At 72.8% G+C, this 23400-nt stretch carries 15 protein-coding genes and 2 rRNA genes; 3 read left to right on the forward strand and 14 right to left on the reverse strand.

What is annotated here, in order from left to right; translation table 11 throughout:
* Nucleotides 1-65: 65 nt before the first annotated feature.
* The 11 genes from ACU616_RS24525 to argC form a co-directional block, all read right to left on the reverse strand.
* Nucleotides 66-3207: ribosomal RNA gene (locus ACU616_RS24525) — 23S ribosomal RNA — on the reverse strand.
* Nucleotides 3208-3737: 530 nt separating this feature from the next.
* Nucleotides 3738-5261: ribosomal RNA gene (locus tag ACU616_RS24530) — 16S ribosomal RNA — on the reverse strand.
* The 16S and 23S rRNA genes sit together here, the layout of an rRNA operon.
* 367 nt (nt 5262-5628) lie before the next feature.
* The gene (gene tyrS, locus ACU616_RS24535) at nt 5629-6906 is read right to left on the reverse strand and encodes a tyrosine--tRNA ligase (RefSeq protein WP_446761004.1); all 1278 of its coding nucleotides are present in this window, start codon (nt 6904-6906) and stop codon (nt 5629-5631) included.
* The gene (locus tag ACU616_RS24540) at nt 6899-7582 is read right to left on the reverse strand and encodes a DNA-3-methyladenine glycosylase (RefSeq protein WP_446761530.1); all 684 of its coding nucleotides are present in this window, start codon (nt 7580-7582) and stop codon (nt 6899-6901) included. The genes tyrS and ACU616_RS24540 overlap by 8 nt, the downstream gene beginning before the upstream one ends.
* Nucleotides 7546-9006 carry an argininosuccinate lyase gene (gene argH, locus ACU616_RS24545; RefSeq protein ID WP_446761005.1) on the reverse strand — a complete coding sequence of 487 codons (1461 nt, stop codon included), beginning with the start codon at nt 9004-9006 and terminating at the stop codon, nt 7546-7548. The genes ACU616_RS24540 and argH overlap by 37 nt, the downstream gene beginning before the upstream one ends.
* Nucleotides 9003-9539, reverse strand: coding sequence for an arginine repressor (locus tag ACU616_RS24550; protein WP_446761006.1), 537 nt, complete (start codon nt 9537-9539; stop codon nt 9003-9005). Before ACU616_RS24550 ends, argH begins: the two co-directional genes overlap by 4 nt.
* Complete coding sequence (argF, locus tag ACU616_RS24555) at nt 9536-10483, reverse strand: ornithine carbamoyltransferase (protein ID WP_446761007.1); 948 nt, start codon at nt 10481-10483, stop codon at nt 9536-9538. Before argF ends, ACU616_RS24550 begins: the two co-directional genes overlap by 4 nt.
* Entirely contained in the window at nt 10480-11664 is a 1185-nt protein-coding gene (locus ACU616_RS24560) for an acetylornithine transaminase (protein ID WP_446761008.1), read from the reverse strand. The genes argF and ACU616_RS24560 overlap by 4 nt, the downstream gene beginning before the upstream one ends.
* Nucleotides 11661-12728, reverse strand: coding sequence for an acetylglutamate kinase (argB, locus tag ACU616_RS24565; protein WP_446761009.1), 1068 nt, complete (start codon nt 12726-12728; stop codon nt 11661-11663). The genes ACU616_RS24560 and argB overlap by 4 nt, the downstream gene beginning before the upstream one ends.
* On the reverse strand, nt 12725-13876 hold the full coding sequence (gene argJ, locus ACU616_RS24570; RefSeq protein WP_446761010.1) for a bifunctional glutamate N-acetyltransferase/amino-acid acetyltransferase ArgJ: 1152 nt from the start codon (nt 13874-13876) through the stop codon (nt 12725-12727). The genes argB and argJ overlap by 4 nt, the downstream gene beginning before the upstream one ends.
* Entirely contained in the window at nt 13873-14913 is a 1041-nt protein-coding gene (argC, locus tag ACU616_RS24575; protein WP_446761011.1) for an N-acetyl-gamma-glutamyl-phosphate reductase, read from the reverse strand. The genes argJ and argC overlap by 4 nt, the downstream gene beginning before the upstream one ends.
* Before the next feature lie 185 nt (nt 14914-15098).
* Here argC and ACU616_RS24580 point away from each other — a divergent pair, with 185 nt between their 5' ends.
* Nucleotides 15099-15632: a 3-keto-5-aminohexanoate cleavage protein gene (locus tag ACU616_RS24580; RefSeq protein ID WP_446761012.1), complete on the forward strand. Its 534-nt coding sequence runs from the start codon at nt 15099-15101 to the stop codon at nt 15630-15632.
* A 6-nt stretch (nt 15633-15638) separates the two neighbouring features.
* Here ACU616_RS24580 and ACU616_RS24585 read toward each other — a convergent pair whose 3' ends face one another.
* From ACU616_RS24585 to pheS, 3 genes are read right to left on the reverse strand one after another with little or no spacing between them, the layout of a single operon-like run.
* Nucleotides 15639-16445, reverse strand: coding sequence for an SDR family NAD(P)-dependent oxidoreductase (locus tag ACU616_RS24585; RefSeq protein ID WP_446761013.1), 807 nt, complete (start codon nt 16443-16445; stop codon nt 15639-15641).
* Nucleotides 16438-18912 carry a phenylalanine--tRNA ligase subunit beta gene (gene pheT, locus ACU616_RS24590; protein WP_446761014.1) on the reverse strand — a complete coding sequence of 825 codons (2475 nt, stop codon included), beginning with the start codon at nt 18910-18912 and terminating at the stop codon, nt 16438-16440. The genes ACU616_RS24585 and pheT overlap by 8 nt, the downstream gene beginning before the upstream one ends.
* Entirely contained in the window at nt 18909-19976 is a 1068-nt protein-coding gene (gene pheS, locus ACU616_RS24595) for a phenylalanine--tRNA ligase subunit alpha (protein ID WP_446761015.1), read from the reverse strand. The genes pheT and pheS overlap by 4 nt, the downstream gene beginning before the upstream one ends.
* Nucleotides 19977-20090: 114 nt before the next feature.
* Between pheS and ACU616_RS24600 the strand changes: the two genes are divergently transcribed.
* Nucleotides 20091-20933 (forward strand): EamA family transporter, encoded by an 843-nt coding sequence (locus ACU616_RS24600; protein ID WP_446761016.1) that lies wholly within the window; start codon nt 20091-20093, stop codon nt 20931-20933.
* A gap of 102 nt (nt 20934-21035) precedes the next feature.
* Nucleotides 21036-23330 (forward strand): diguanylate cyclase domain-containing protein, encoded by a 2295-nt coding sequence (locus tag ACU616_RS24605; protein ID WP_446761017.1) that lies wholly within the window; start codon nt 21036-21038, stop codon nt 23328-23330.
* The last annotated feature ends 70 nt before the right edge of the window (nt 23331-23400 follow it).

Here is a 23400-nt window from a genome sequence, read left to right on the forward strand (position 1 = left end):
TGGGTGCGTTCAGAACCGCACAGTGGACGCGAAACACACTTTTGTTACTTGACAGGAGGGGTGTTGTGGTCAAGCCCTCGGCCTGTTAGTACCGGTCAGCTCCACACCTTGCGGTGCTTCCACTTCCGGCCTATCAACCCGCTGGTCTGGGCGGGGGCCTTACCCCATTCACTGGGTGAGAGACCTCATCTCGAAGCGAGCTTCCCGCTTAGATGCTTTCAGCGGTTATCCCTGCCGAACGTAGCCAACCAGCAGTGCACCTGGCGGTACAACTGGCACACCAGAGGTTCGTCCGTCCCGGTCCTCTCGTACTAGGGACAGCTCTTCTCAAGTCTCTTACGCGCACGGCGGATAGGGACCGAACTGTCTCACGACGTTCTAAACCCAGCTCGCGTACCGCTTTAATGGGCGAACAGCCCAACCCTTGGGACCTACTCCAGCCCCAGGATGCGACGAGCCGACATCGAGGTGCCAAACCATCCCGTCGATATGGACTCTTGGGGAAGATCAGCCTGTTATCCCCGGGGTACCTTTTATCCGTTGAGCGACACCGCTTCCACCTGCCGGTGCCGGGTCACTAGTCCCAGCTTTCGCTCCTGCTCGACCCGTCGGTCTCACAGTCAAGCTCCCTTGTGCACTTGCACTCGACACCTGATTGCCAACCAGGCTGAGGGAACCTTTGGGCGCCTCCGTTACCCTTTGGGAGGCAACCGCCCCAGTTAAACTACCCACCTGACACTGTTCCTGATCCGGATCACGGACCCAGGTTAGACATCCAATTCGACCAGAGTGGTATTTCAACGGCGACTCCACGAACACTGGCGTGCCCGCTTCACAGTCTCCCACCTATCCTACACAAGCCGAACCGAACACCAATATCAAGCTGTAGTGAAGGTCCCGGGGTCTTTCCGTCCTGCCGCGCGTAACGAGCATCTTTACTCGTAGTGCAATTTCGCCGAGCCTGTGGTTGAGACAGCTGAGAAGTCGTTACGCCATTCGTGCAGGTCGGAACTTACCCGACAAGGAATTTCGCTACCTTAGGATGGTTATAGTTACCACCGCCGTTTACTGGCGCTTGAGTTCTGAGCTTCGCACACCGAAGCGCACTAACCCGTCCCCTTAACGTTCCAGCACCGGGCAGGCGTCAGTCCGTATACATCGTCTTACGACTTCGCACGGACCTGTGTTTTTAGTAAACAGTCGCTTCTCACTGGTCTCTGCGACCGGCAGCCGCTGCCCCGCGCACGGCGGTTCACGGACACCGGTCCCCCTTCTCCCGAAGTTACGGGGGCATTTTGCCGAGTTCCTTAACCACAGTTCGCTCGATCGCCTCGGTATTCTCTACCTGACCACCTGAGTTGGTTTGGGGTACGGGCCGCTCGGAACTCGCTAGAGGCTTTTCTCGACAGCATAGGATCATCGGATTCGCCTCACTCGGCTATGCGTCAGGCCTCACCCTGCATGTGCCACGGATTTGCCTATGACACGGGCCACACCCTTGCACCGGTACTACCACTCACCGGCCCGACTACCTTCCTGCGTCACCCCATCGCTTGCCTACTACCAGTCCGGGTCCCCAGCTACTCCCAGCGACCCGTCCGAAGACGAGCCACCGGTTTCGGTGGGTCAGCATCGCTGGGTCCAGCATGGGCGTTCCTTCGCGGGTACGGGAATATCAACCCGTTGTCCATCGACTACGCCTGTCGGCCTCGCCTTAGGTCCCGACTCACCCTGGGCGGATTAGCCTGGCCCAGGAACCCTTGGTCTTCCGGCGGGGGAGGTTCTCACTCCCCTCTCGCTACTCATGCCTGCATTCTCACTCGCATGGCGTCCACGGCTGGATCCCTCCGCCGCTTCCCCCGCCACACGACGCTCCCCTACCCACCCCCACACCTGGCCGGCCCCACGAAGGGAACCGGCGGGCATACATGGAAGTGCCACGGCTTCGGCGGTGTGCTTGAGCCCCGCTACATTGTCGGCGCGGAACCACTTGACCAGTGAGCTATTACGCACTCTTTCAAGGATGGCTGCTTCTAAGCCAACCTCCTGGTTGTCACTGCGATCCCACATCCTTTTCCACTTAGCACACGCTTAGGGGCCTTAGCCGATGATCTGGGCTGTTTCCCTCTCGACTACGAACCTTATCGCCCGCAGTCTCACTGCCGCGCTCTCACTTACCGGCATTCGGAGTTTGGTTGACGTCAGTAACCTTGTGGGGCCCATCAGCCATCCAGTGCTCTACCTCCGGCAAGAAACACACGACGCTGCACCTAAATGCATTTCGGGGAGAACCAGCTATCACCGAGTTTGATTGGCCTTTCACCCCTACCCACAGCTCATCCCCCAGGTTTTCAACCCTGGTGGGTTCGGTCCTCCACGCGGTCTTACCCGCGCTTCAACCTGGCCATGGGTAGATCACTCGGCTTCGGGTCTAGGACACGCGACTACAACCGCCCTGTTCGGACTCGCTTTCGCTACGGCTACCCCCCACGGGTTAACCTCGCCACGCACCACTAACTCGCAGGCTCATTCTTCAAAAGGCACGCAATCACCGCCCACACACGACGCGCGGATTCACGGCTCTCACGGCTTGTAGGCACACGGTTTCAGGTACTATTTCACTCCCCTCCCGGGGTACTTTTCACCTTTCCCTCACGGTACTCGTCCGCTATCGGTCACCAGGGAGTATTCAGGCTTAGCGGGTGGTCCCGCCAGATTCACACCGAATTCCACGGGCTCGGTGCTACTTGGGATACAGAAACAAGGAGACGACAGGCTTTCACCTACGGGGCTCTCACCCTCTACGGCGACCCCTTCCAGAGGCCTTCGGCTAACCCGACCGCTTTCTCACTCCCCGCCACCCCGGCAGAGGCGACACGACTGTCCCACGACCCCGACGACACAACGCCTGCCGGCTATCACATGCCCTCGGTTTAGCCTCATCCGCTTTCGCTCGCCACTACTCACGGAATCACGGTTGTTTTCTCTTCCTGTGGGTACTGAGATGTTTCACTTCCCCACGTTCCCTCCACACGCCCTATGTGTTCAGGCGCGGGTCACACCACATGACTGGTGCGGGGTTCCCCCATTCGGACACCCTCGGATCAACGCTCGGTTGGCAGCTCCCCGAGGCATATCGCAGCCTCCCACGTCCTTCATCGGCTCCTGGTGCCCAGGCATCCACCGTGTGCCCTCAACATCTTGACCACACACAACCCACCCCCACACACGACCCCTCCCGAAGAAGACAGCCACGCCGGGGGCGGGACACCTACAAGCAAACACCCTGCAAACAAACACTCTGCAACACAGAGATCTGCAACACAGAGATCAAAAGATGCTCACGTCCACTGTGCAGTTCTCAACGACCAACCCGCGCACCCCCCACACGACCCCACCAGCACCGAGAACACTCGGCCGGTCTGAGACCAGGAAGGCCCGGACAGAGACAACAACCCCCCACCGCCGCGGACTCACACCCACGACAGACGGGCCCGCTCCCTCAGGACCCAACAGCGTGCCTACGACCGGATCCACCCCTGTCACCCCGTTCCCCACGCCACCCCGAAGGATGACGCCGTACTAGGAGCAGCAGCAGCTGCCGGCCGAACTGGTCAGCGTTCCACCCTCGAGCACTGTCACGAGCACCCGCGGCCACCCGGTAGTGGGCAACCGTCACGACCCGCGTACAGCTCTGCACCCGACGGACCGTGTCCGCCGAGCGAGGTGCTCCTTAGAAAGGAGGTGATCCAGCCGCACCTTCCGGTACGGCTACCTTGTTACGACTTCGTCCCAATCGCCGATCCCGCCTTCGACGGCTCCCTCCCACAAGGGGTTGGGCCACCGGCTTCGGGCGTTACCGACTTTCGTGACGTGACGGGCGGTGTGTACAAGGCCCGGGAACGTATTCACCGCAGCGTTGCTGATCTGCGATTACTAGCGACTCCAACTTCATGGGGTCGAGTTGCAGACCCCAATCCGAACTGAGACCGGCTTTTTGGGATTCGCTCCACCTCACGGTATCGCAGCCCTTTGTACCGGCCATTGTAGCATGTTTGCAGCCCTAGACATAAGGGGCATGATGATTTGACGTCATCCCCACCTTCCTCCGAGTTGACCCCGGCAGTCTCCCATGAGTCCCCACCATCACGTGCTGGCAACATGGAACGAGGGTTGCGCTCGTTGCGGGACTTAACCCAACATCTCACGACACGAGCTGACGACAACCATGCACCACCTGTGCACGACGCCAAAGGCACCCCGCATCTCTGCGAGATTTCCGCGCATGTCAAGCCTAGGTAAGGTTCTTCGCGTTGCATCGAATTAAGCAACATGCTCCGCCGCTTGTGCGGGCCCCCGTCAATTCCTTTGAGTTTTAGCCTTGCGGCCGTACTCCCCAGGCGGGGCGCTTAATGCGTTAGCTGCGGCACGGAGACCGTGGAATGGCCCCCACACCTAGCGCCCAACGTTTACGGCGTGGACTACCAGGGTATCTAATCCTGTTCGCTCCCCACGCTTTCGCTCCTCAGCGTCAGTTGTTGCCCAGAGACCCGCCTTCGCCACCGGTGTTCCTCCTGATATCTGCGCATTTCACCGCTACACCAGGAATTCCAGTCTCCCCTGCAACACTCGAGTCTGCCCGTATCGACTGCAGGCCCGGAGTTGAGCTCCGGGTTTTCACAGCCGACGCAACAGACCGCCTACGAGCTCTTTACGCCCAATAATTCCGGACAACGCTTGCACCCTACGTATTACCGCGGCTGCTGGCACGTAGTTGGCCGGTGCTTCTTCTGCTCCTACCGTCACTGTTCGCTTCGTCGGAGCTGAAAGAGGTTTACAACCCGAAGGCCGTCATCCCCCACGCGGCGTCGCTGCGTCAGGCTTCCGCCCATTGCGCAATATTCCCCACTGCTGCCTCCCGTAGGAGTCTGGGCCGTGTCTCAGTCCCAGTGTGGCCGGTCACCCTCTCAGGCCGGCTACCCGTCGTCGCCTTGGTAGGCCACTACCCCACCAACAAGCTGATAGGCCGCGGGCCCATCCCCAGCCGGAAACCCTTTCCACCACCAGACCATGCGGCCAGCAGAGGACATCCGGTATTAGCCCCAATTTCTTGGAGTTATCCCAGAGCCGGGGGCAGGTTGCCCACGTGTTACTCACCCGTTCGCCACTCATCCCCACCCGAAGATGGTTCAGCGTTCGACTTGCATGTGTTAAGCACGCCGCCAGCGTTCGTCCTGAGCCAGGATCAAACTCTCCGTAGATGCTTGACACCAGGCCGAGAACCGAGACCTGACAGATCTCGATCAATCAACCAAAGGAATCCCACCCAGACCACACAAGGCCCAGGACGGGGTTACTACTTGGCACTGACTTTCGGCACGCTGTTGAGTTCTCAAGGAGCGGACGCACACCAACTCCACCCTCTCGGGCTTCCTCGGCGGCTAGTTGTCCAACCCTGCGCCCACACCGGGTGTTCCCTGCTGGGTCCTCCCCGTCGGCCCTCCCGGGCCGTGCGGCGCGCAGAGATGAAGTTACGTGGCTGTCAGGACCGTGTCAAACGAGGCGGCCCGTGACCGTCGACACCGTTCCGGAACCGGCGTGTCACCTGGCGTTCACACGCCCGCGGCGTCAGCCGGCCCGCTGCACCCCGGCCACCGCTCGCTTGCCGCGGCGCAGCACCAGCCATCCCCCGGGCAGCCACTCGGCCTCCTGGGGGACGGCGTCGGCGTCGGTGACCCGCTCGTTGTTCAGGTAGGCGCCGCCCTCCTTCACCGTCCGGCGGGCGTCGGACAGGCTGGAGGCCAGCCCGGTCCGCTGCAGCAGCTGGGCCACGCTCGGCGTCTCGCCGTCCAGGGTGACGCTGCCGGCCTCCCGCAGCGCCGCGCCCAGGGTCTCCGGACCCAGGCTGGTCAGGTCATCCCGGCCGAACAGGGCGCGCCCGGCGGCCTCGGCCTGCCGCAGCTCCTCGGGGCCGTGCACCAGGAGTGTGAGCTCCTCGGCGAGGGCGCGCTGCGCCGCGCGGGAGGCGGGACGCTCTGCGCTCTCGGCGAGGACGGCCGACACCTCCTCGGCCGGGCGCTCGGAGAACAGCGGCAGCCACGTCCGGGCGTCGGCGTCGTCGGCGTTGAGCCAGAACTGGAAGAAGGCGTAGGGCGAGGTGAGCGCCGGGTCGAGCCAGACGGACCCGCCCTCGCTCTTGCCGAACTTGGTCCCGTCGGACTTGGTGACCAGCTGGGTCGACAGCGCGTGCACCGTCGCGCCCTCGGTGCGGCGGACCAGGTCGATGCCCGCGGTGAGGTTGCCCCACTGGTCGGACCCGCCGCTCTGCAGCGTGCAGCCGTGCCGCCGGTGCAGCTCGTGGAAGTCGTTGGCCTGCAGGATCTGGTAGCTGAACTCGGTGTAGCTGATGCCCGCCTCGCTGTTCAGCCGGGCCGAGACGGCCTCCTTGGCCAGCATCCGGCCCACCCGGAAGTGCTTGCCGAGGTCGCGCAGGAAGTCGATGGCCGAGAGCGGCTCGGTCCAGGTGAGGTTGTCGACGTAGACCGGCGCCGCCAGGCCCTCCCGCTCGGCGGGCAGGTCGAGGAAGGGCGCCACCTGGCGGCGGATGCTGTCGACCCAGCCGGCGACGGTGGCCCGGTCGTTGAGCTGCCGCTCGGCCGACGGGCGCGGGTCGCCGATCAGGCCGGTGGCACCGCCGACCAGCACGATCGGCCGGTGCCCGGCCCGCTGCAGGGCGCGGAGCACCATGAACTGCACGAGGTGCCCGACGTGCAGGCTGGGCGCCGTGGGGTCGAAGCCGCAGTAGTAGGTGACCGGGCCGGCGGCCAGGTGCGCGCGCAGCGCCTCCTCGTCGGTGGTCTGGGCGATCAGCCCCCGCCGGTGCAGCTCGTCGATCACGTCAGTCACGGCGTCGATCCTCCCTGCCCGGCCGGGACCGGGGACGCCCACCCGGGCGGAACGCGCTCACCGACGCCGACGCCGTCTCCCAGAACCGCCACGGCAGCTCGGTGGCCACGCTGATGCCCACGCGCGGCCCGGTGGAGACGGCGGACGGCGGCTCGCCGGCGTGCAGCCGGACCGGCGAGGCGGCGTCCAGCAGGTCGGCGCCCTTGTCGTCCGGGCCGATCGCCAGCGCCTGGGTCAGCCGGGCCGGGCCGCGGGCGAGGTCGCGCCCGACGCGGGCGGAGGCACGACGGCCCGCGGCGAGCTCCTCCCCCACCACCACCTCGCCGGCACGCAGCAGCACCGCCGAGCCGACCCCCTCGGGGCCGACGACGACGTTGGCGCACCAGTGCACGCCGTAGCTGAAGTAGACGTAGAGCCGCCCGGGCGGCCCGAACATGATCGCCGCGCGCGGGGTGGGACCGCGGTGCGAGTGCGCCGCGGGGTCCGTCCCGTCCCCCGCGTAGGCCTCCACCTCGGTCAGCCGCACGGCGACGGTCCCCTCTGGCCGGTCGGTGACCAGCCAGCAGCCGAGCAGCGCCGGGGCGACGACGTCGGCCGGCCCGAGCAGCTCGTCGGCGGTGACCAGGCGGCCGGGGAGGCTCAGAGCGCGGCCGCCACGGGCGAGTCGGCCGCCCAGCGGCCGTGCGCGGCGGCGACGTCCTCCAGCGACGCGAGCTGGCCGGCGACCCGCTCGGGCGCCGTCCCGCCGCGGGTGCTGCGCGCCGCGAGCGCCCCGCGCACCGACAGCACGGACCGGACCTCGGGGGTGAGCCGCTCGTCGATGCCGGCGAGCTGGTCGTCGTCGAGCTCGTCGAGCTCGACCCCGGCCTCCTCGCAGACGGCGACCATCGCGCCGGAGATCTCGTGGGCCGAGCGGAACGGCACGCCGGTGCGCACCAGCCACTCGGCGACGTCGGTGGCCAGCGCGAACCCCTGCGGCGCGGCGGCCTCGAGCACCTCCGGGCGCAGGGTCAGCGTGGCGACCATCCCGGTGACCGCGGGCAGCAGGAGCAGCAGCTGCTCCAAGGAGTCGAAGACCGGCTCCTTGTCCTCCTGCAGGTCGCGGTCGTAGGCCAGCGGGAGGCCCTTGAGCATCGTGAGCAGGCCGGTGAGGTTGCCGACGAACCGGCCGGACTTGCCGCGGGCGAGCTCGGCGATGTCGGGGTTCTTCTTCTGCGGCATGATCGACGACCCGGTGGCCCAGGCGTCGTCGAGGCGGGCCCAGCCGAACTCGGTCGACGTCCAGAGCACCACCTCCTCCCCCAGCCGCGAGAGGTGGACGCCGATGAGCGCGGCGGCGAAGCAGAACTCCGCGGCGAAGTCGCGGTCGCTGACCGCGTCGATGGAGTTGTCGGCGGCGCGGTCGAAGCCGAGCTCGGCGGCGACGGCGTCGGGGTCCAGCGGCAGCGAGGAGCCGGCGAGCGCGCCGGAGCCCAGCGGGCTGACGGCGGCGCGGCGGTCCCAGTCCTGCAGCCGGTCGACGTCGCGGGCGATCGCGTGCGCGTGGGCGAGCAGCTGGTGGGCGACGAGCACCGGCTGGGCGTGCTGCAGGTGGGTCATGCCCGGCGCCGGGACGTCGGCGTACCGCTGCGCCAGGCCCAGCAGCGCGTACTCCAGCGAGGCGAGCTCGCCGACCAGCGCGCGCACGTTGTGCCGCAGGTACAGCCGCAGGTCGGTGGCCACCTGGTCGTTGCGGGAGCGGCCGGCGCGCAGCTTGCCGCCGAGGGTGCCGAGCTTGGCCATGAGCCCGCGCTCGAGCGCCTCGTGCACGTCCTCGTCGGCCTCGACCGGCGCGAAGGTGCCCGCGGCGACCTCGGCCGAGAGCTCGGTGAGCGCGCCCACCATCTGCTCGAGCTCGTCGTCGGCGAGCAGGCCGGCGCGGTGCAGCACCCGGGCGTGGGCGCGGGAGCCGGCCAGGTCGTAGGGCGCCAGCCGCCAGTCGACGTCGGTGGACTTCGACAGCGCGGCCATCGCCGGGGACGGGCCGCCGCCGAAGCGGCCACCCCACAGCCGGGTCTGCGACGGGCCGGCGGCTGCGGCGGCGGGGTCGGCCGGGCTCACGGTGCGCTGTCCTCCAGGTCGGTCTGCAGTTCCGGGTACACGGCCGGCGTGCGCCGGGCCAGGGCGAGCAGGCGCTCGGCCAGGGCCGGACCGCCGTCCGGCTCGCGGGAGACGGCCAGCAGAGTGTCGTCCCCGGCGATGGTGCCCAGGACGTCGGGGAGGCCGACCTTGTCCAGCGCGGAGGCCAGGAACTGCGCCGCGCCGGGCGGTGTGCGCAGGACGGCGAGGTTGGCGCTGCCCTCCGCGCCGGTCAGCAGGTCGGCCAGCAGCCGGGTCAGCCGGGCGGGGGCGGCCTGGGCGGGGCGCAGCGGCGCGTTCTCCGGCGGCAGCACGTAGGACGCGGGAGCGCCGTCGGAGCCGCGGAGCTTCACCGCGCCGAGCTCCTCCAGGTCGCGCGAGAGCGTGGCCTGGGTGACCTCGATGCCCGACTCGGCCAGCAGCGCGGCCAGCTGGGTCTGGGAGGTGACCGGCTGGGCCGCGATGAGCTCGCGGACCCGCGCCTGGCGTGCCAAGCGGGTGAGCGCCGTGGTCACGCAGATCGCTCCAGCAGCCAGGTGAGCAGGGCCTTCTGGGCGTGCAGCCGGTTCTCGGCCTCGTCCCAGACCGCGCTGCGCGGCCCGTCGATCACCTCGGCGGCGATCTCCTTGCCGCGGTAGGCCGGCAGGCAGTGCAGGACGACGGCGTCGTCGGCGGCGCGGTCGAGCGCGGCCTGGTCGAGCGCGTAGGGCAGGAACGGCGCGGTGCGGGCGTCGTACTCGTCCTCCTGCCCCATCGAGACCCAGGTGTCGGTGACCAGGACGTCGGCCCCGTTGGCGGCGGCCGCGGCGTCGGGAGTCCACAGCACCGAGCCGCCGGTCTCCGCGGCGACCTCCCCCGCCCGCTTGAGCACGGCCGGGTCGGGCTGGAAGGCGTCGGGTGAGCCGATCCGCACGTGCATCCCGGCGGTGGCCCCGCCGAGCAGGTAGGAGTGCGCCATGTTGTTGGCGCCGTCGCCGAGGTAGCTCAGGGTCAGGCCGGCGAGGCGGCCCCGGCGCTCGGCCACCGTCTGCAGGTCGGCCAGGATCTGGCAGGGGTGGAACTCGTCGGTGAGCGCGTTGACCACCGGCACCCGGCTGACGGCGGCCATGGCCTCGATGCGCTCCTGGCCGAAGGTGCGCCACACGATGGCGGCGACCTGCCGGTCGAGCACCCGGGTGGTGTCCTCCACCGGCTCGCCCCGGCCGAGCTGGCTGGTGCCGGCGTCGATCACCAGCGGGGAGCCGCCGAGCTCGGCGACGCCGACGGTGAAGCTCACCCGGGTGCGGGTCGAGGGCTTGTCGAAGAGCACGGCCACGGCCCGCGGCACGCCGTTGGCCGCGCGCAGCGGGACGGGCGCGGCGTCGGTGTGCCGGGTGCGCTTGAGCTCGGCGGCCAGCGCCAGGACCTCAACCTGCTCGTCGGGGGTGAGGTCGTCGTCCCGGAGGAGGTGCCGGGTCACGAGTCGGCCGTCGCGGCGTCGAGGGCGGCCGGCAGGGCGGCGACGAAGGCGTCGACCTGCGCGTCGGGAAGCACCAGGGACGGCGCCAGCCGCAGCACGTCGGGGGCGACGGCGTTGGCGAGGAAGCCCGCGTCGCGCAGCCGCTCCTCCAGGACGGCGGCGACCGGGGCGGTGAGGACGACGCCGAGCAGCGCTCCCCTGCCCCGGACGCCGGAGACGGCCGGGTGCCCGAGGGCCTCGATGCCGGCGGTGAACCGGTGCTCGAGCTCCTTGGCCCGCTCGAGCAGGCCCTCGTCGCGGATGGTGTCGAGCACGGCGAGCGCGGCCGCGGCGGCGATCGGGTTGCCGCCGAACGTCGAGCCGTGCGACCCGGCGGTCATCAGCTCGGCGGCGTCGCCGAAGGCGAGCGTGGCGCCCAGCGGCAGGCCGCCGCCGAGGGCCTTGGCCAGCGTGACGACGTCGGGTTGCAGGCCGTCGGCCTGGTGGGCGAACCAGTGCCCGGTGCGGCCGGTGCCGGTCTGCACCTCGTCGACGGCGAACAGCGCGCCGGCGCCGGCCGCCGTGCGCGCCGCGGCGGCCAGGTAGCCGGGCGGGGCGGGCAGCACGCCGCCCTCCCCGAGCATCGGCTCCAGCAGCACCATCGCCGTCTGCTGCGAGACCAGGCCGGCCAGCGCGTCGGCGTCGCCGTACGGGACGTACCGGACGCCGCCGGGCAGCGGCGCGAAGGCCGCCGCCTTCGACGGCTGGCCGGTGAGCGCGAGCGCGCCCATGGTGCGGCCGTGGAAGGCGCCCTCGGCGGTGACCACCTCGGGGCGGCCGGTGAGCCGGCTGATCTTGAAGGCGGCCTCGTTCGCCTCGGCGCCGGAGTTGCAGAAGAAGACCCGCCCGGGCCGGCCGGCCAGCTCCAGCAGCCGCTCGGCGAGCGTCACGCCGGGCTCGTGCATCGCGAGGTTGGAGACGTGGCCCAGGGTCTGCGCCTGCTTGGTGATCGCCTCGACCACCCGCGGGTGGGCGTGGCCGAGGATCGTCGTCGCGATGCCGCCGAGCAGGTCGGTGTACTCCCGGCCGTCGACGTCCCAGACGGTGGCCCCCGCGCCGCGGGCGAGCGCCACCGGTGGGGTCCGGTAGTTGCCCATCATGACCGCCGACCAGCGGGTGGCCAGCTCCTCGGTGTGGGTCATGCCGGCTCCTCCCGGGTCGGGGCGTCGTCAGGTGTCGTTGCGGCCGGGACGACCATCGTCCCGGTGCCCTCGGTGGTGAACATCTCCAGCAGCAGGGCGTGCGGGGTCCGGCCGTCGACGACGGTCGCCCGCTTCACCCCGCCCTCGACCGCCCGGAGGCAGGCGGCCATCTTCGGGACCATCCCCGCGTCGAGCGTGGGGAGGATCTCGGCGAGCTCGGCGGCGTCGATCTGCTGCACCAGCGAGTCGCGGTCGGGCCAGTCGGCGTAGAGGCCCTCGACGTCGGTGAGGACGACGAGCTTGACCGCGCCCAGCGCCACGGCGACCGCGGCGGCGGCGGTGTCGGCGTTGACGTTGTGCACCACGCCGTCCCGGTCCGGCGCGACGGTGGCGATGACCGGGATCTTGCCGCGCTCGAGCAGCGCGCTGACCGGCGTCGGGTCGACGGCGACCACGTCCCCGACCAGGCCGACGTCGACCGGCTGCCCGTCCACGAGCGCCGTCGTCCGCTCGGCGGTGAACAGGCCGCCGTCCTCCCCGGACAGGCCGACCGCCAGCGGGCCGTGCTGGTTGACCAGCCCGACCACCTCCGGGGTGACCTGGCCGGTGAGCACCATGCGGACGACCTCGATGGTCTCCTCGGTGGTCACCCGCAGGCCGCCGCGGAACTCGCTCTCGATGCCCAGCCGGTCGAGCATGCCGGTGATCTGCGGGCCGCCGCCGTGGACGACGACGGGCAGGATGCCGCAGGTCCGCAGGAACACCATGTCCTCGGCGAAGGCGCGGCGGCACTCGTCGTCGACCATCGCGTGGCCGCCGTACTTGATCACCACGACGTTGCCGTGGAACTCCTTGAGCCACGGCAGCGCCCCGGTGAGGACGGCGATCCGGCGGGCGTCGCCCTCGGGGTCGTGGGTGCGCATGACCCGGCTGGTGCCGATCCGGCGGCGGGCCGGCGGCACCGGCTCGTCGACGCGGACGTCGGGCGGGGTGGGGTCCTGGGCGCCCGGGTCGTGCACGGTGCTCACGTGCGGCTCGGGGTGGGGTCCGGCCTCGCTGCTCACGTGGAGTACGCCGAGTTCTCGTGCACGTAGGCGACGGACAGGTCGTTGGTCCAGATCGTCGCCTGCTCGCCGCCGGCCCGGAGGTCGACGTCGATGGTGATCCCCCGGCCGGTGAGGTCGACGCCCTCGCGCGGGTCGCCGATCGCGCCGCCCCGGCAGACGGTGACGCCGTTGATCGTGACGTCGACCCGGTCGGGCTCGAAGGCGGCGTCGGTGGTGCCGATCGCGGCCAGCACCCGGCCCCAGTTGGGGTCGTTGCCGAACAGCGCCGTCTTGAGCAGGTTGTTGCGGGCGCAGGCGCGGCCGGCGCTCAGCGCGTCCTCGACGCTGGCGGCGTTGCGCACGGTGATCGCGATGTCCTTGGTGGAGCCCTCGGCATCGGCCAGCAGCTGCATCGCCAGGTCGGTGCACGCGGCGGTCAGCGCCTCGGTGACCTCCTCGGCGCTCGGGCTGACGCCGCCGGCGCCGTTGGCCATGACGATGACCGTGTCGTTGGTGGAGAGGCACCCGTCGGAGTCGACCCGCTCGAAGCTGACGCTGGTCGCCTGCGCGAGCGCGGTCTGCAGGGTGCCGGCGTCGACCACCGCGTCGGTGGTGAGGACGACGAGCATCGTGGCCAGGCTCGGCGCGAGCATGCCGGCGCCCTTGGCCATGCCGCCGACGGTCCAGCCGTCCCGGGCCTGCACGGTGGTCTTCGGGACGCTGTCGGTGGTCATGATCGCGCGGGCGGCGTCGGGTCCGCCGTCGTCGCTGAGCGCCTTCACCGCCGCGGTGACGCCGGCGGTCAGCTTGTCCATGGGCAGCCGGACGCCGATCAGGCCGGTGCTGGCCACCGCGACGTCGATGGCGCCCAGCCCCAGCTCGGCGGCGGCGTGCTCCGCGGTGGCGTGGGTGTCCTGGAAGCCGCCGGGGCCGGTGCAGGCGTTGGCGCCGCCGGAGTTGAGCACGACGGCCCGCGCCCGCTCGCCGGCCAGGACCTGGCGGCTCCAGAGCACCGGTGCGGCCGGGAAGCGGTTGGTGGTGAAGACGGCGGCCGCGGCGTCGTCCGGGCCGTCGTTGACGACCAGCGCGACGTCCGGCGCGCCGGAGGACTTGAGGCCGGCGGCGACACCGGCGGCCCGGAAGCCCTGCGGAGCGGTGGTGCTCACGGGGCCACCCCCACGACCGGCAGGCCGGTGGTCTCGGGCAGGCCGAGGGCGAGGTTGGCGCACTGGATCGCCGCTCCCCCGGTGCCCTTGGTGAGGTTGTCGACCGCGGCGACGACGACCAGCCGGCCGGCGTCGGGGTCGACGGCGATCTGCAGGGCCACGGTGTTGGCGCCGAGCACCTGGGCGGTGGTGGGCCACTGCCCCTCGGGCAGCAGGTGCACGAACGGCTCGTCGGCGTAGGCCTTCTCGTAGACGGCGCGGGCGGCGGCCTCGTCGGTCCCCGCGGCCAGCGGCGCGGAGCAGGTGGCGAGGATGCCCCGGCTCATCGGCACCAGGGTCGGGGTGAAGCTGACGGTGACCGGCGTCCCGGCGGCCCGGGAGAGGTTCTGCACCATCTCCGGGGTGTGCCGGTGGACCCCGCCGACGCCGTAGGCGCTGACCGAGCCCATCACCTCGCTGCCGAGCAGGTGCGGCTTGGCGGACTTCCCCGCGCCGGAGGTGCCCGAGGCGGCGACCACCACGACGTCCGGCCCGACCAGCCCGGCGGCCAGTGCGGGGGCCAGCGCGAGGGTGACCGAGGTCGGGTAGCAGCCGGGGACGGCGATCCGCCGGGCACCCGCGAGCTGCTCGCGCCGGCCGGGCAGCTCGGGCAGGCCGTAGGGCCAGGTGCCGGCGTGCTCGGTGCCGTACCACCGCGCCCAGGCCGCGGGGTCGTCCAGCCGGTGGTCGGCGCCGCAGTCGATGACGAGGGTGTCGTCGGGGAGCTGCGCGGCGACGGCGGCGGACTCCCCGTGCGGCAGCGCGAGGACGACGACGTCGTAGCCCGCCAGCGCGTCGGCGTCGCTCGGCTGCACCTCGAGGTCGGCGTAGGGCAGCAGGTGGGGCTGCAGCTCGCCCAGGCGTCGGCCGGCACTCGAGTTGGCGTGCACCCCGGCCAGCCGGAGGTTCGGGTGCCCGGCCAGCAGCCGGCACACCTCTCCTCCCGCGTACCCGGTGGCGCCGGTGACCCCGACCGTCCACGTCTGCGTTCCGCTCACGATGCATGACCATACACGGCTGTGCATGACCGTTCATCCGGGGTCCCGGGAGGGTCCTCCTGCGCGACGTCGTGCTCTGCCCACAGGTATGGGCAGAGCACGAGGTCGCGCAGGAGGACCACCGGCCGGTGCGCATGGAGCGCCGGCGTGTGCAGGTGGAGCGGGGTGGAGGACAGGATGCCGGCGTGCTGCAGGCCTGCCTGAACGGCGCCCGCCGTCCCGAGGACCACCCCGCCCTGCCAGTCACCCCGCCACGGCTGGCCGACGACGCCCTCGCGGTCCGCGCGGCCGGGGCGGGCGGCGTGCACCTGCACCCCGAGGACGCCGCGGGCGCCGACACGCTGGCCGCCGCGGAGCTGGCCGCGGCGCTCACCGCGGTCCGGGCCCGGGCGCCCGGGCTGCCGGTGGGCGTCACCACCGGCGCCTGGGCGGTGCCCGACCCGGCCGCGCGGGTGGCCGCGGTGCGGTCCTGGACGGCGCTCCCCGACACCGCCTCGGTCACCTGGCACGAGGACGGCGCCGAGGAGGTCGCCGCGGCACTGCTGGACCGGGGTGTCGGCGTCGAGGCGGGGCCGTGGCACGCCGACGCCGTCCGCGCGTGGCGGTCCTCCCCGCTGCGCGACCGGTGCTGCCGGGTGCTCGTCGAGCTGCCCGACGGCAGCCCGGCGCCGGGCAACGCCGCGCTCGTCCTCGCGGCCCGGTCGCTGGGCGCCCGCTGAGGGCAGTCAGGCCAGCGGGTCGGTGTCGCCGTAGGGCCGGAGGCGGAGCTTGCGAGCCTCGCCGGTCGGCGTGGTGGCGCGCAGGGTGGCGAGGTCGTCGACGCCGGCCCGGACGAAGCGGCCCGACCAGGCGTCGAGCTCGCCGGCGGCGATGGCCACCACCAGGTCGACGACGTCCTCGGGGCGGGTCCACTCGGTGCGGCCCTCGTGCATGGGCATGGCGCGGGTCATCGCGGTGTCGACGACGCCCGGCGCCACGTCGAACGCCCGCACCCCGTGCGCCGCCCCGGCCAGGTCGATCGACTCGGTGATCCGCATCTGCCCGGTCTTGCCGACCGAGTAGGCGCTGTAGTGCGGGTCGGCGCGCGTGCCGATGCCGCTGGCCAGGCCGACCACCCGCCCGCTGCCGGCCGCGACCATCCCGGGCAGGACGGCGCGGGCGAGCAGGAACGGCCCGCGCACCTGGCTCTCGACCACCGCCCACCACTGGTCGGGGTCGGCCTCCCACAGCGGCACCTCGGCGGCGTCGACCAGGCCGGCGTTGTTGACCAGCAGGCCGACCGGTCCCAGCACCCGGGTCACCTCGGCGACGGCGGTGTCGACCGCCGGGGCGTCGGTGACGTCGGCGGCCGCCGCGAGGGTGCGGGCGCCGGTGGCCGCGGCGACCTCGTCCATCGCCGTCCGCAGCCGGTCGGCGCCTCGGGCCAGCCCCGCGACGGCGGCGCCGCGCGCGGCCAGTCCCTCGGCGAGGTGCCGCCCGATGCCCGCGGAGGCGCCGGTGACGAGCGCGACGAGACCGCTCAGGTCAGGCATCGCCGCTGCGCAGGGTGATGCCCTGCATCTCGACGACGGCCAGGATGCCCTCGCGCACGTGCGCGACGTCGGCGGCGGTGAGCGTGCGGTCCGGCGCCCGCAGCACCAGCGAGTACGCCAGCGAGCGGGACCCGGCCGGCACCGGCGGGCCGGACCAGACGTCGAACAGGCGCACCGACTCGAACAGCTCTCCCGCTCCCCCGCGCACCAGCGACTCGACGTGCGACGCGGTGATCTCGTCGGGCACGACGAAGGCCAGGTCGAGGAAGACCGGCGGGAAGGTCGAGATCGGCGGCCCGACCGGCACGCCGGCGGCGGGCAGCGCGTCGACGTCGAGCTCCATGGCCGACGTGCGGGCCGGCAGGCCCAGTGCGGCGCACACCCGCGGGTGCAGCTCGCCGGCGTGCCCGACGACCCGGTCGTCCACCACCAGCTCCGCGCAGCGGCCGGGGTGCCAGGGCGCGCGCTCGCCGGGACGCACGAACAGCTCGACGCCGGCGGCCGCGGCCACCAGCCGGGCGGCCTGCACGGCGTCGGCCCAGCCGGCCGGGCGGCCCGGGCCCCACCAGCCGCGCGGCTCGCGGTTGCCGGCCAGCGCGACGGCCACGTGCCAGGGCTGCTCGGGCACCGCGGCGAGCAGTGCGGCGAGGGTCTCCTCGTCGGGCCGGGCCTCGACACCCGGCAGCGGCGCGGGCCCGCGGACGCCGCCGGGGAACACCGAGCCGTGCTCGAACAGGGCGACGTCGCGCTGGCCGCGGGCGAGGTTGCGGGCCAGCGTGCCCAGCAGGCCGGGCAGCAGCGTCGTCCGCAGGCCCGGCTCCTCCTCGCGCAGCGGGTTGCGGACCAGCAGCACCTGCCGGCGCGGGTCGTCGTCGGGCAGGCCGAGCGCGTCGAGGGCCGGCGTCCCGACGAAGGGGTAGGCGGGGGCCTCGACGTGGCCGGCCTCGGCCAGCGCCCGGCCGATCGCGCGGCGGCGGCGCTGGGTGTCGGTCAGGCCGCGCCCGGGCGGGGCGGTGGGCAGCACGGAGGGGACGTCGTCGTAGCCGGCGAGGCGGACGACCTCCTCCACCAGGTCGGCGGGGTCGGTGAGGTCGGGCCGCCAGGACGGCGGGGTGACGGCCAGCCGGGGACCGTCGGCGTCGACCGCGCAGCCGACCGCGCCGAGCAGCTCCACCACCTGCGCCGGCGCGTAGGGCACCCCCGAGACCCGGCCGGGCCGGTCGGCGTCCAGGGTGATCGCCGGGCGCGGGCCGCGGGTGTCGACGTCGACCGGGGCGCCGACGACGCGGGCGCCGCCGTGCTCGGCCAGCAGCTGCGCGGCGCGGGCCAGCGCGGCCACCGTCATCTCCGGGTCCACGCCGCGCTCGAAGCGCTTCGCGGCCTCGCTCGGCAGCCGGTGCCGGCGGGCGGTGCGGGCCACCCCGGTCGGCTCCCAGTGCGCGGCCTCGAGCAGGACGCTCGTCGTGCCGTCGCCGATCTCGGTGGAGGCCCCGCCCATGACCGCGGCCAGCCCGATCGGGCCGGTGTCGTCGGTGATGAGCAGGTCGTCGGCGTCGAGCACCCGGGCGGCGCCGTCCAGGGTGGTCAGCCGCTCGCCCTCGCGCGCCCGGCGGACGACGATCGGGCCGGTCACGGCGTCGCGGTCGAAGGCGTGCATCGGCTGGCCGAGCTCGAGCATCACGTAGTTGGTGACGTCCACGGCCAGCGAGATGGTGCGGATCCCCGACTGCGCCAGCCGCCGGCGCATCCACCAGGGGCTGGGCGCGGTGGGGTCCAGGCCCTCGAGCGCGACCATGGAGAACCGGTCGCAGCGGTCGGGGTCGGCGACCGTGACGTCCCAGGCCGGCTCCCCGGACCAGGCGGGGACCTCCGCCGCGCCCGGGTCGCGCCAGCCCACGCCCAGGCCGGTGCCCATCTCGCGGGCGATGCCGCGCATCGCCAGGCAGTAGCCGCGGTCGGGGGTGACGGCCAGCTCGATGACGACGTCGTCGAGGCCCACCACGGGGCGGGCGTCGGCGCCGGGCTCGGGGCCCTCGCCGCCGGTGCCGAGCACGAGGATGCCGGTGTGGTCCTCGCCGATGCCGAGCTCGCGCGCGGAGCAGATCATCCCGTCGGAGACGTGGTCGTAGGTCGTGCGCGCGGCGATCTCGAAGCCGCCGGGCAGCACGGCGCCGGGCAGCGCGACGACGACGGTGTCGTCGACGGCGAAGTTGCTCGCCCCGCAGACGATGCCCCGCGGCCCCGCCTCGCCGACGTCCACTCGGCAGTACCGGATCGGCTTCTTGAAGCCGGTCAGCTCCTCGATCTCCCGCACCCGGCCGACGACCAGCGGGCCGGTGACCTCGGCCGGGCGGTGCACCTCCTCGACCTCCAGGCCGAGGCGGACGAAGGCGGCGTCGAGGTCCTCGACCGTCGTCCCGGCGGGGACGTCGACGTACTCGGCCAGCCAGCCGATCGGGACCCTCACTGGTCGACTCCAAACGCCTTGGTGAACCGGACGTCGCCCTCGACGATGTCGCGCATGTCGCCGACGGCGGAGCGGAACTGCAGCGCCCGCTCGATGCCCAGGCCGAAGGCGAAGCCGCTGTACTCCTCCGGGTCGACGCCGCAGGCCACGAGCACCCGCGGGTTGACCATCCCGCAGCCGCCCCACTCGACCCAGCGCGGGCCGTCGCGGTGCCCGGGGAACCAGACGTCGACCTCCGCCGAGGGCTCGGTGAACGGGAAGTACGACGGCCGCCAGCGGATGCGCGCCTCGGCGCCGAACAGGACCCGGGCCACGTGGTCCAGCGTGCCGCGCAGGTGCGCCATGGACAGGCCCCGGTCGACGGCCAGGCCCTCGACCTGGTGGAACACCGGGGTGTGCGTCGCGTCGAGCTCGTCGGTGCGGTATACCCGCCCGGGCGCGACGACGTACACCGGCGGACGGCGGGCCAGCAGCGTGCGTGCCTGCACCGGGCTGGTGTGCGTGCGCAGCACCAGGCCGGAGTCCTCGGGGGCCACGAACAGGGTGTCCATCATCGTGCGCGCCGGGTGGTCGGGCCGGATGTTGAGGGCGTCGAAGTTGAACCACTCCGCCTCGACCTCGGGGCCGTCGGCCACCTCGTAGCCCATCCCGACGAACACGTCGGCGATGCGCTCCATGAGCGTGGTCAGCGGGTGGCGGGCGCCCCGCGGCGTGCGGTCCCAGGGCAGGGTGACGTCGACCCGCTCCTCGGCCAGCACCCGGGCGTCGCGCTCGGCCTCGAGCTCCGCGCGCCGCAGGTCGTGGGCCTCGGTGACGGCGACCCGGGCGGCGTTGACCCGCTTCCCGGCGTCGGCGCGGGCGGCCGGCGGCAGCGCACCGAGCTCGCGGCGGGCCAGCGGCACGGGGGCGCGGTCACCGAGGTGGGCCGGGCGGACGGCGGCCAGCGCCTCGAGGTCGGCCGCCGTCGCGAAGGCCTCCCGGGCCGCGGCGACCGCCGCGTCGAGGGCCTCGGCGGAGAGGGCCGCGACCTGCTTGGGGTCGTAGGGGTCGTTGGCGCCGGACACGGGAGGCCATTCTGCCCGGCGCCCCGGGACCGTCGCGCCCGGGTTTCGGGACACGCCCGGCGGCGGCCGGACCCGGGCAGGGACGGCTCACGGGGCCCCGGCAGAGTGGGCGCCGTGGCGGTGCTGCTGGCGCTCGCGTCGGCCGTCGTCTACGGGATGGCCGACTTCTGCGGCGGGCTGGCCAGCCGGCGGGCGGCCACGGTCGCCGTCGTCGCGGTGTCGCAGGCCGCCGGGCTGGTCGTCCTCCTGCCGCTGCTGCCCGTCCTCGGCGGCGACCCGGACCGGGCCGACCTCGTCTGGGGTGCGGGCGCCGGCACCGCCGGGGCTGCCGGGTTGCTGCTCTTCTACCGGGCGCTGGCCGCCGGTGTGATGAGCGTCGTGGCACCGGTGACGGCGGTGTCGGCCGCGGCCCTGCCGGTGCTCGGCGGGCTGCTGCTCGGCGAGCGGATCGGCGTGCTCGCCGCCTCCGGCATCGTGCTGGCGCTGGCCGCGGTGGTGCTCGTCGCGGCCGAGGGCGGGCTGTCCTCGCTGCGCACCGCCCGGCTGGGCACGGTCGCCTCCGCGCTGGCCGCCGGCGCCGGTTTCGGCGCCTTCTTCGTGCTGCTCGACCGCACCGGCGGGGAGTCGGGGCTCGGCCCGCTCGTCGCCGCCCGCGTGGTGTCGGTGCTGCTGGTGGGCGGGCTCGCGCTGCTCGCCCGGCGGTCGCTGCGGGTGGCGCGCCCGGCGCTGCCGGTCGTGCTGCTGACGGGGATCGGCGACGTGACGGCCAACGCCCTGTTCCTCGCCGCCACGCAGGTCGGCGGTCGGCTCGCCGTCACCGGCGTGCTGGCCGCGCTGTACCCGGCGAGCACGGTGGTGCTCGCCCAGGTGGTGCTGCGCGAGCGGCTGTCCGGCACCCAGCGGGCCGGGCTGGCGGTGGCCGCGGCGGCCGTCGTCCTGATCGCCCTGCCGGCCTGAGCCCGGCGGCTCCCCCCTCCGGGGGACCCGCGGCCGCCCCGGCACGTCCGCGGGCTCCCCCCTGCCGACAACCCCTGGGTGAGCCACTCCCCGGAGGCACGGATGCCCCTCGTCACCGACGTCCCGCTCGCCGACGCCCTGCGGGGCATGCACAGCGTCTTCCAGCCGATCGTCGAGCTCGACACCGGGCGCGTGGTGGCCTACGAGGCGCTCGCCCGCGGCCCGGTCGGCCCGCTGGAGCGGCCCGACGCCCTGTTCGCCGCCGCCCGCGCCGCCGGCCGGCTGGCCGAGCTCGACGAGGCGTGCCGGGCCGCCGCCTTCCGCGGTGCGGTCGACGCCGCGCTCGTGGCGCCGCTGACGGTCTTCGTCAACGTCGAGCCCGAGGTGCTCGACACGGCGCCGCTGGCCGACCTGCTGGCCATCGCCGAGCGCGCCCCCGGCCACCTGCGGGTGGTCATGGAGATCACCGAGCGGGCCATCGCCGCGCGGCCGGCCGAGCTGCTGCGCACGGTCGAGCGGGTGCGCGAGCTGGGCTGGGCGATCGCCGTGGACGACGTCGGCGCGGAGTCGATGTCGCTGGCGTTCCTGCCGCTGCTGTGCCCCGACGTGGTCAAGCTCGACCTGCGCCTGGTGCAGGAGCGCCCCGGCCCGGCGGTCGCGGAGATCATGAACGCGGTCAACGCCTACGCCGAGCGCAGCGGCGCCGTCGTCCTGGCCGAGGGCATCGAGCAGGAGGGCCACCTGGAGGCCGCGCGCGGCCTGGGCGCCACCCTCGGGCAGGGGTGGCTGTTCGGCCGCCCCGCGCTCGGGCCGGTGGCCGACCGGCCGGTGGGCGAGCTGGTGCTGCCCGGCGCCGGCCGGCCCAGCGGCGCCGTCGGGGAGGTCTCGCCCTTCGCGTGCCTGCCCGACCACGTGCCGCTGCGGCGCGCGCCCAAGGCGCTGCTCATCGAGCTGTCCAAGCAGCTGGAGCGGGAGGCCATGCGCCTGGGCGAGACCTGCGTCGTGGCCGCGACCTTCCAGGAGGCCCGCCACTTCACCGTCTCGACCACGCAGCGCTACCGCGACCTCGTCGAGCGCACCGGCTTCGTCTGCGCGCTCGGCGAGGACCTGCCGGTCGAGCCGCTGCCGGGCGTCCGCGGCGCGGCCCTGTCCCCGGAGGACCCGGTCCGCGGCGAGTGGGACGTCACCGTGCTCTCCCCGCACTTCAGCGCCGCGCTGCTGGCCCGCGACCTCGGCGGCGACGGCCCGGACATGGAGCGCACCTTCGAGTACGCGCTCACCTACGAGCGGACGACGGTGTCGCGGGCGGCGTCGTCGCTGCTGTCGCGGGTGGCGCCGCGCACCGGCCCGGCCCCGGCCCCCGCCGCCAGCCCACCGGTCCCGGCGGCGCCCGCGAGACGCCCGGCCGGCGGCCTGGCCGTGGGGACGACGAACGCCGAGGTGCTGCTGCGCCGCGCGCTGGAGGCCACGCCGAGCGGGGTGACCGTCGTCGACGTGCGGCTGCCCGACCAGCCGATCGTCTACGCCAACCAGGCATTCCGGGAGCTGGCTGGCCTGCCGTCGGAGGACATCCTCGGCCGCAACTGCCGGCTGCTGCAGAGCCCCGACACCGACCCGGGCGCGGTGGCCCGCATCCGCGCCGCGGTCGAGGCCGGGAGGCCCTGCCGGGAGACCGTGCTCAACCTGCGCGGCCCCGAGCGCACGCCGTGGTGGAACGAGCTGCACCTCGCGCCCGTGCACGACGCCGACGGCACCGTCGTCCAGTACATCGGCGTGCAGGTCGACGTCACCGCCCGGGTGGAGGCCGAGCGTGCCCTGGTGCGGGAACGGGACCGCACGTCGGCCGCGCTGGCCCGCATCCAGGAGCTGGCCTGCACCGACCCGCTCACCGGGCTGCCCAACCGGCGCCGGCTGGAGGAGCAGGTCGAGGCGGCGATCTGGGAGGCCCGCGCCCGCGGTGACGCGCTGGGCCTGCTGTTCGTCGACCTCGACGGGTTCAAGGAGGTCAACGACCGGCTCGGCCACGCCGCCGGCGACGAGCTGCTGCAGGTGGTCGCGCGGCGGCTGCGCGACCGCGTCCGCCGCCGCGACCTGGTGGCCCGCCTCGGCGGCGACGAGTTCCTCGTCGCCCTGCCCGACCTCTCCCCGGAGACGGCGGCGGCCGAGGCCGGGCGGGTGGCCGAGGAGCTGGCCGCCTCCATCCGCCGCCCGGTGTCGCTGCGTGGCACGGAGGTGGGCGTGGGGGCCAGCATCGGGGTGAGCGTCTGCCCGGCCGACGGCGACGCCTTCGCCGACCTGCTGCACGCCGCCGACCTGCGGATGTACGACCGCAAGGCCGGGCGCCGGGCGGTGGTGCGCGACGCGGTGCCGGTGCCGGCCCCCTCCGCGCTCGGCTGACGGCGGCCCGCCCGGCGTGCAGCCGGGCCCGCCGGGGGTAGGAGCGGGGGACGGCGCGGGGTGCGCCGTC

Source organism: Geodermatophilus sp. URMC 62 (assembly GCF_052931475.1).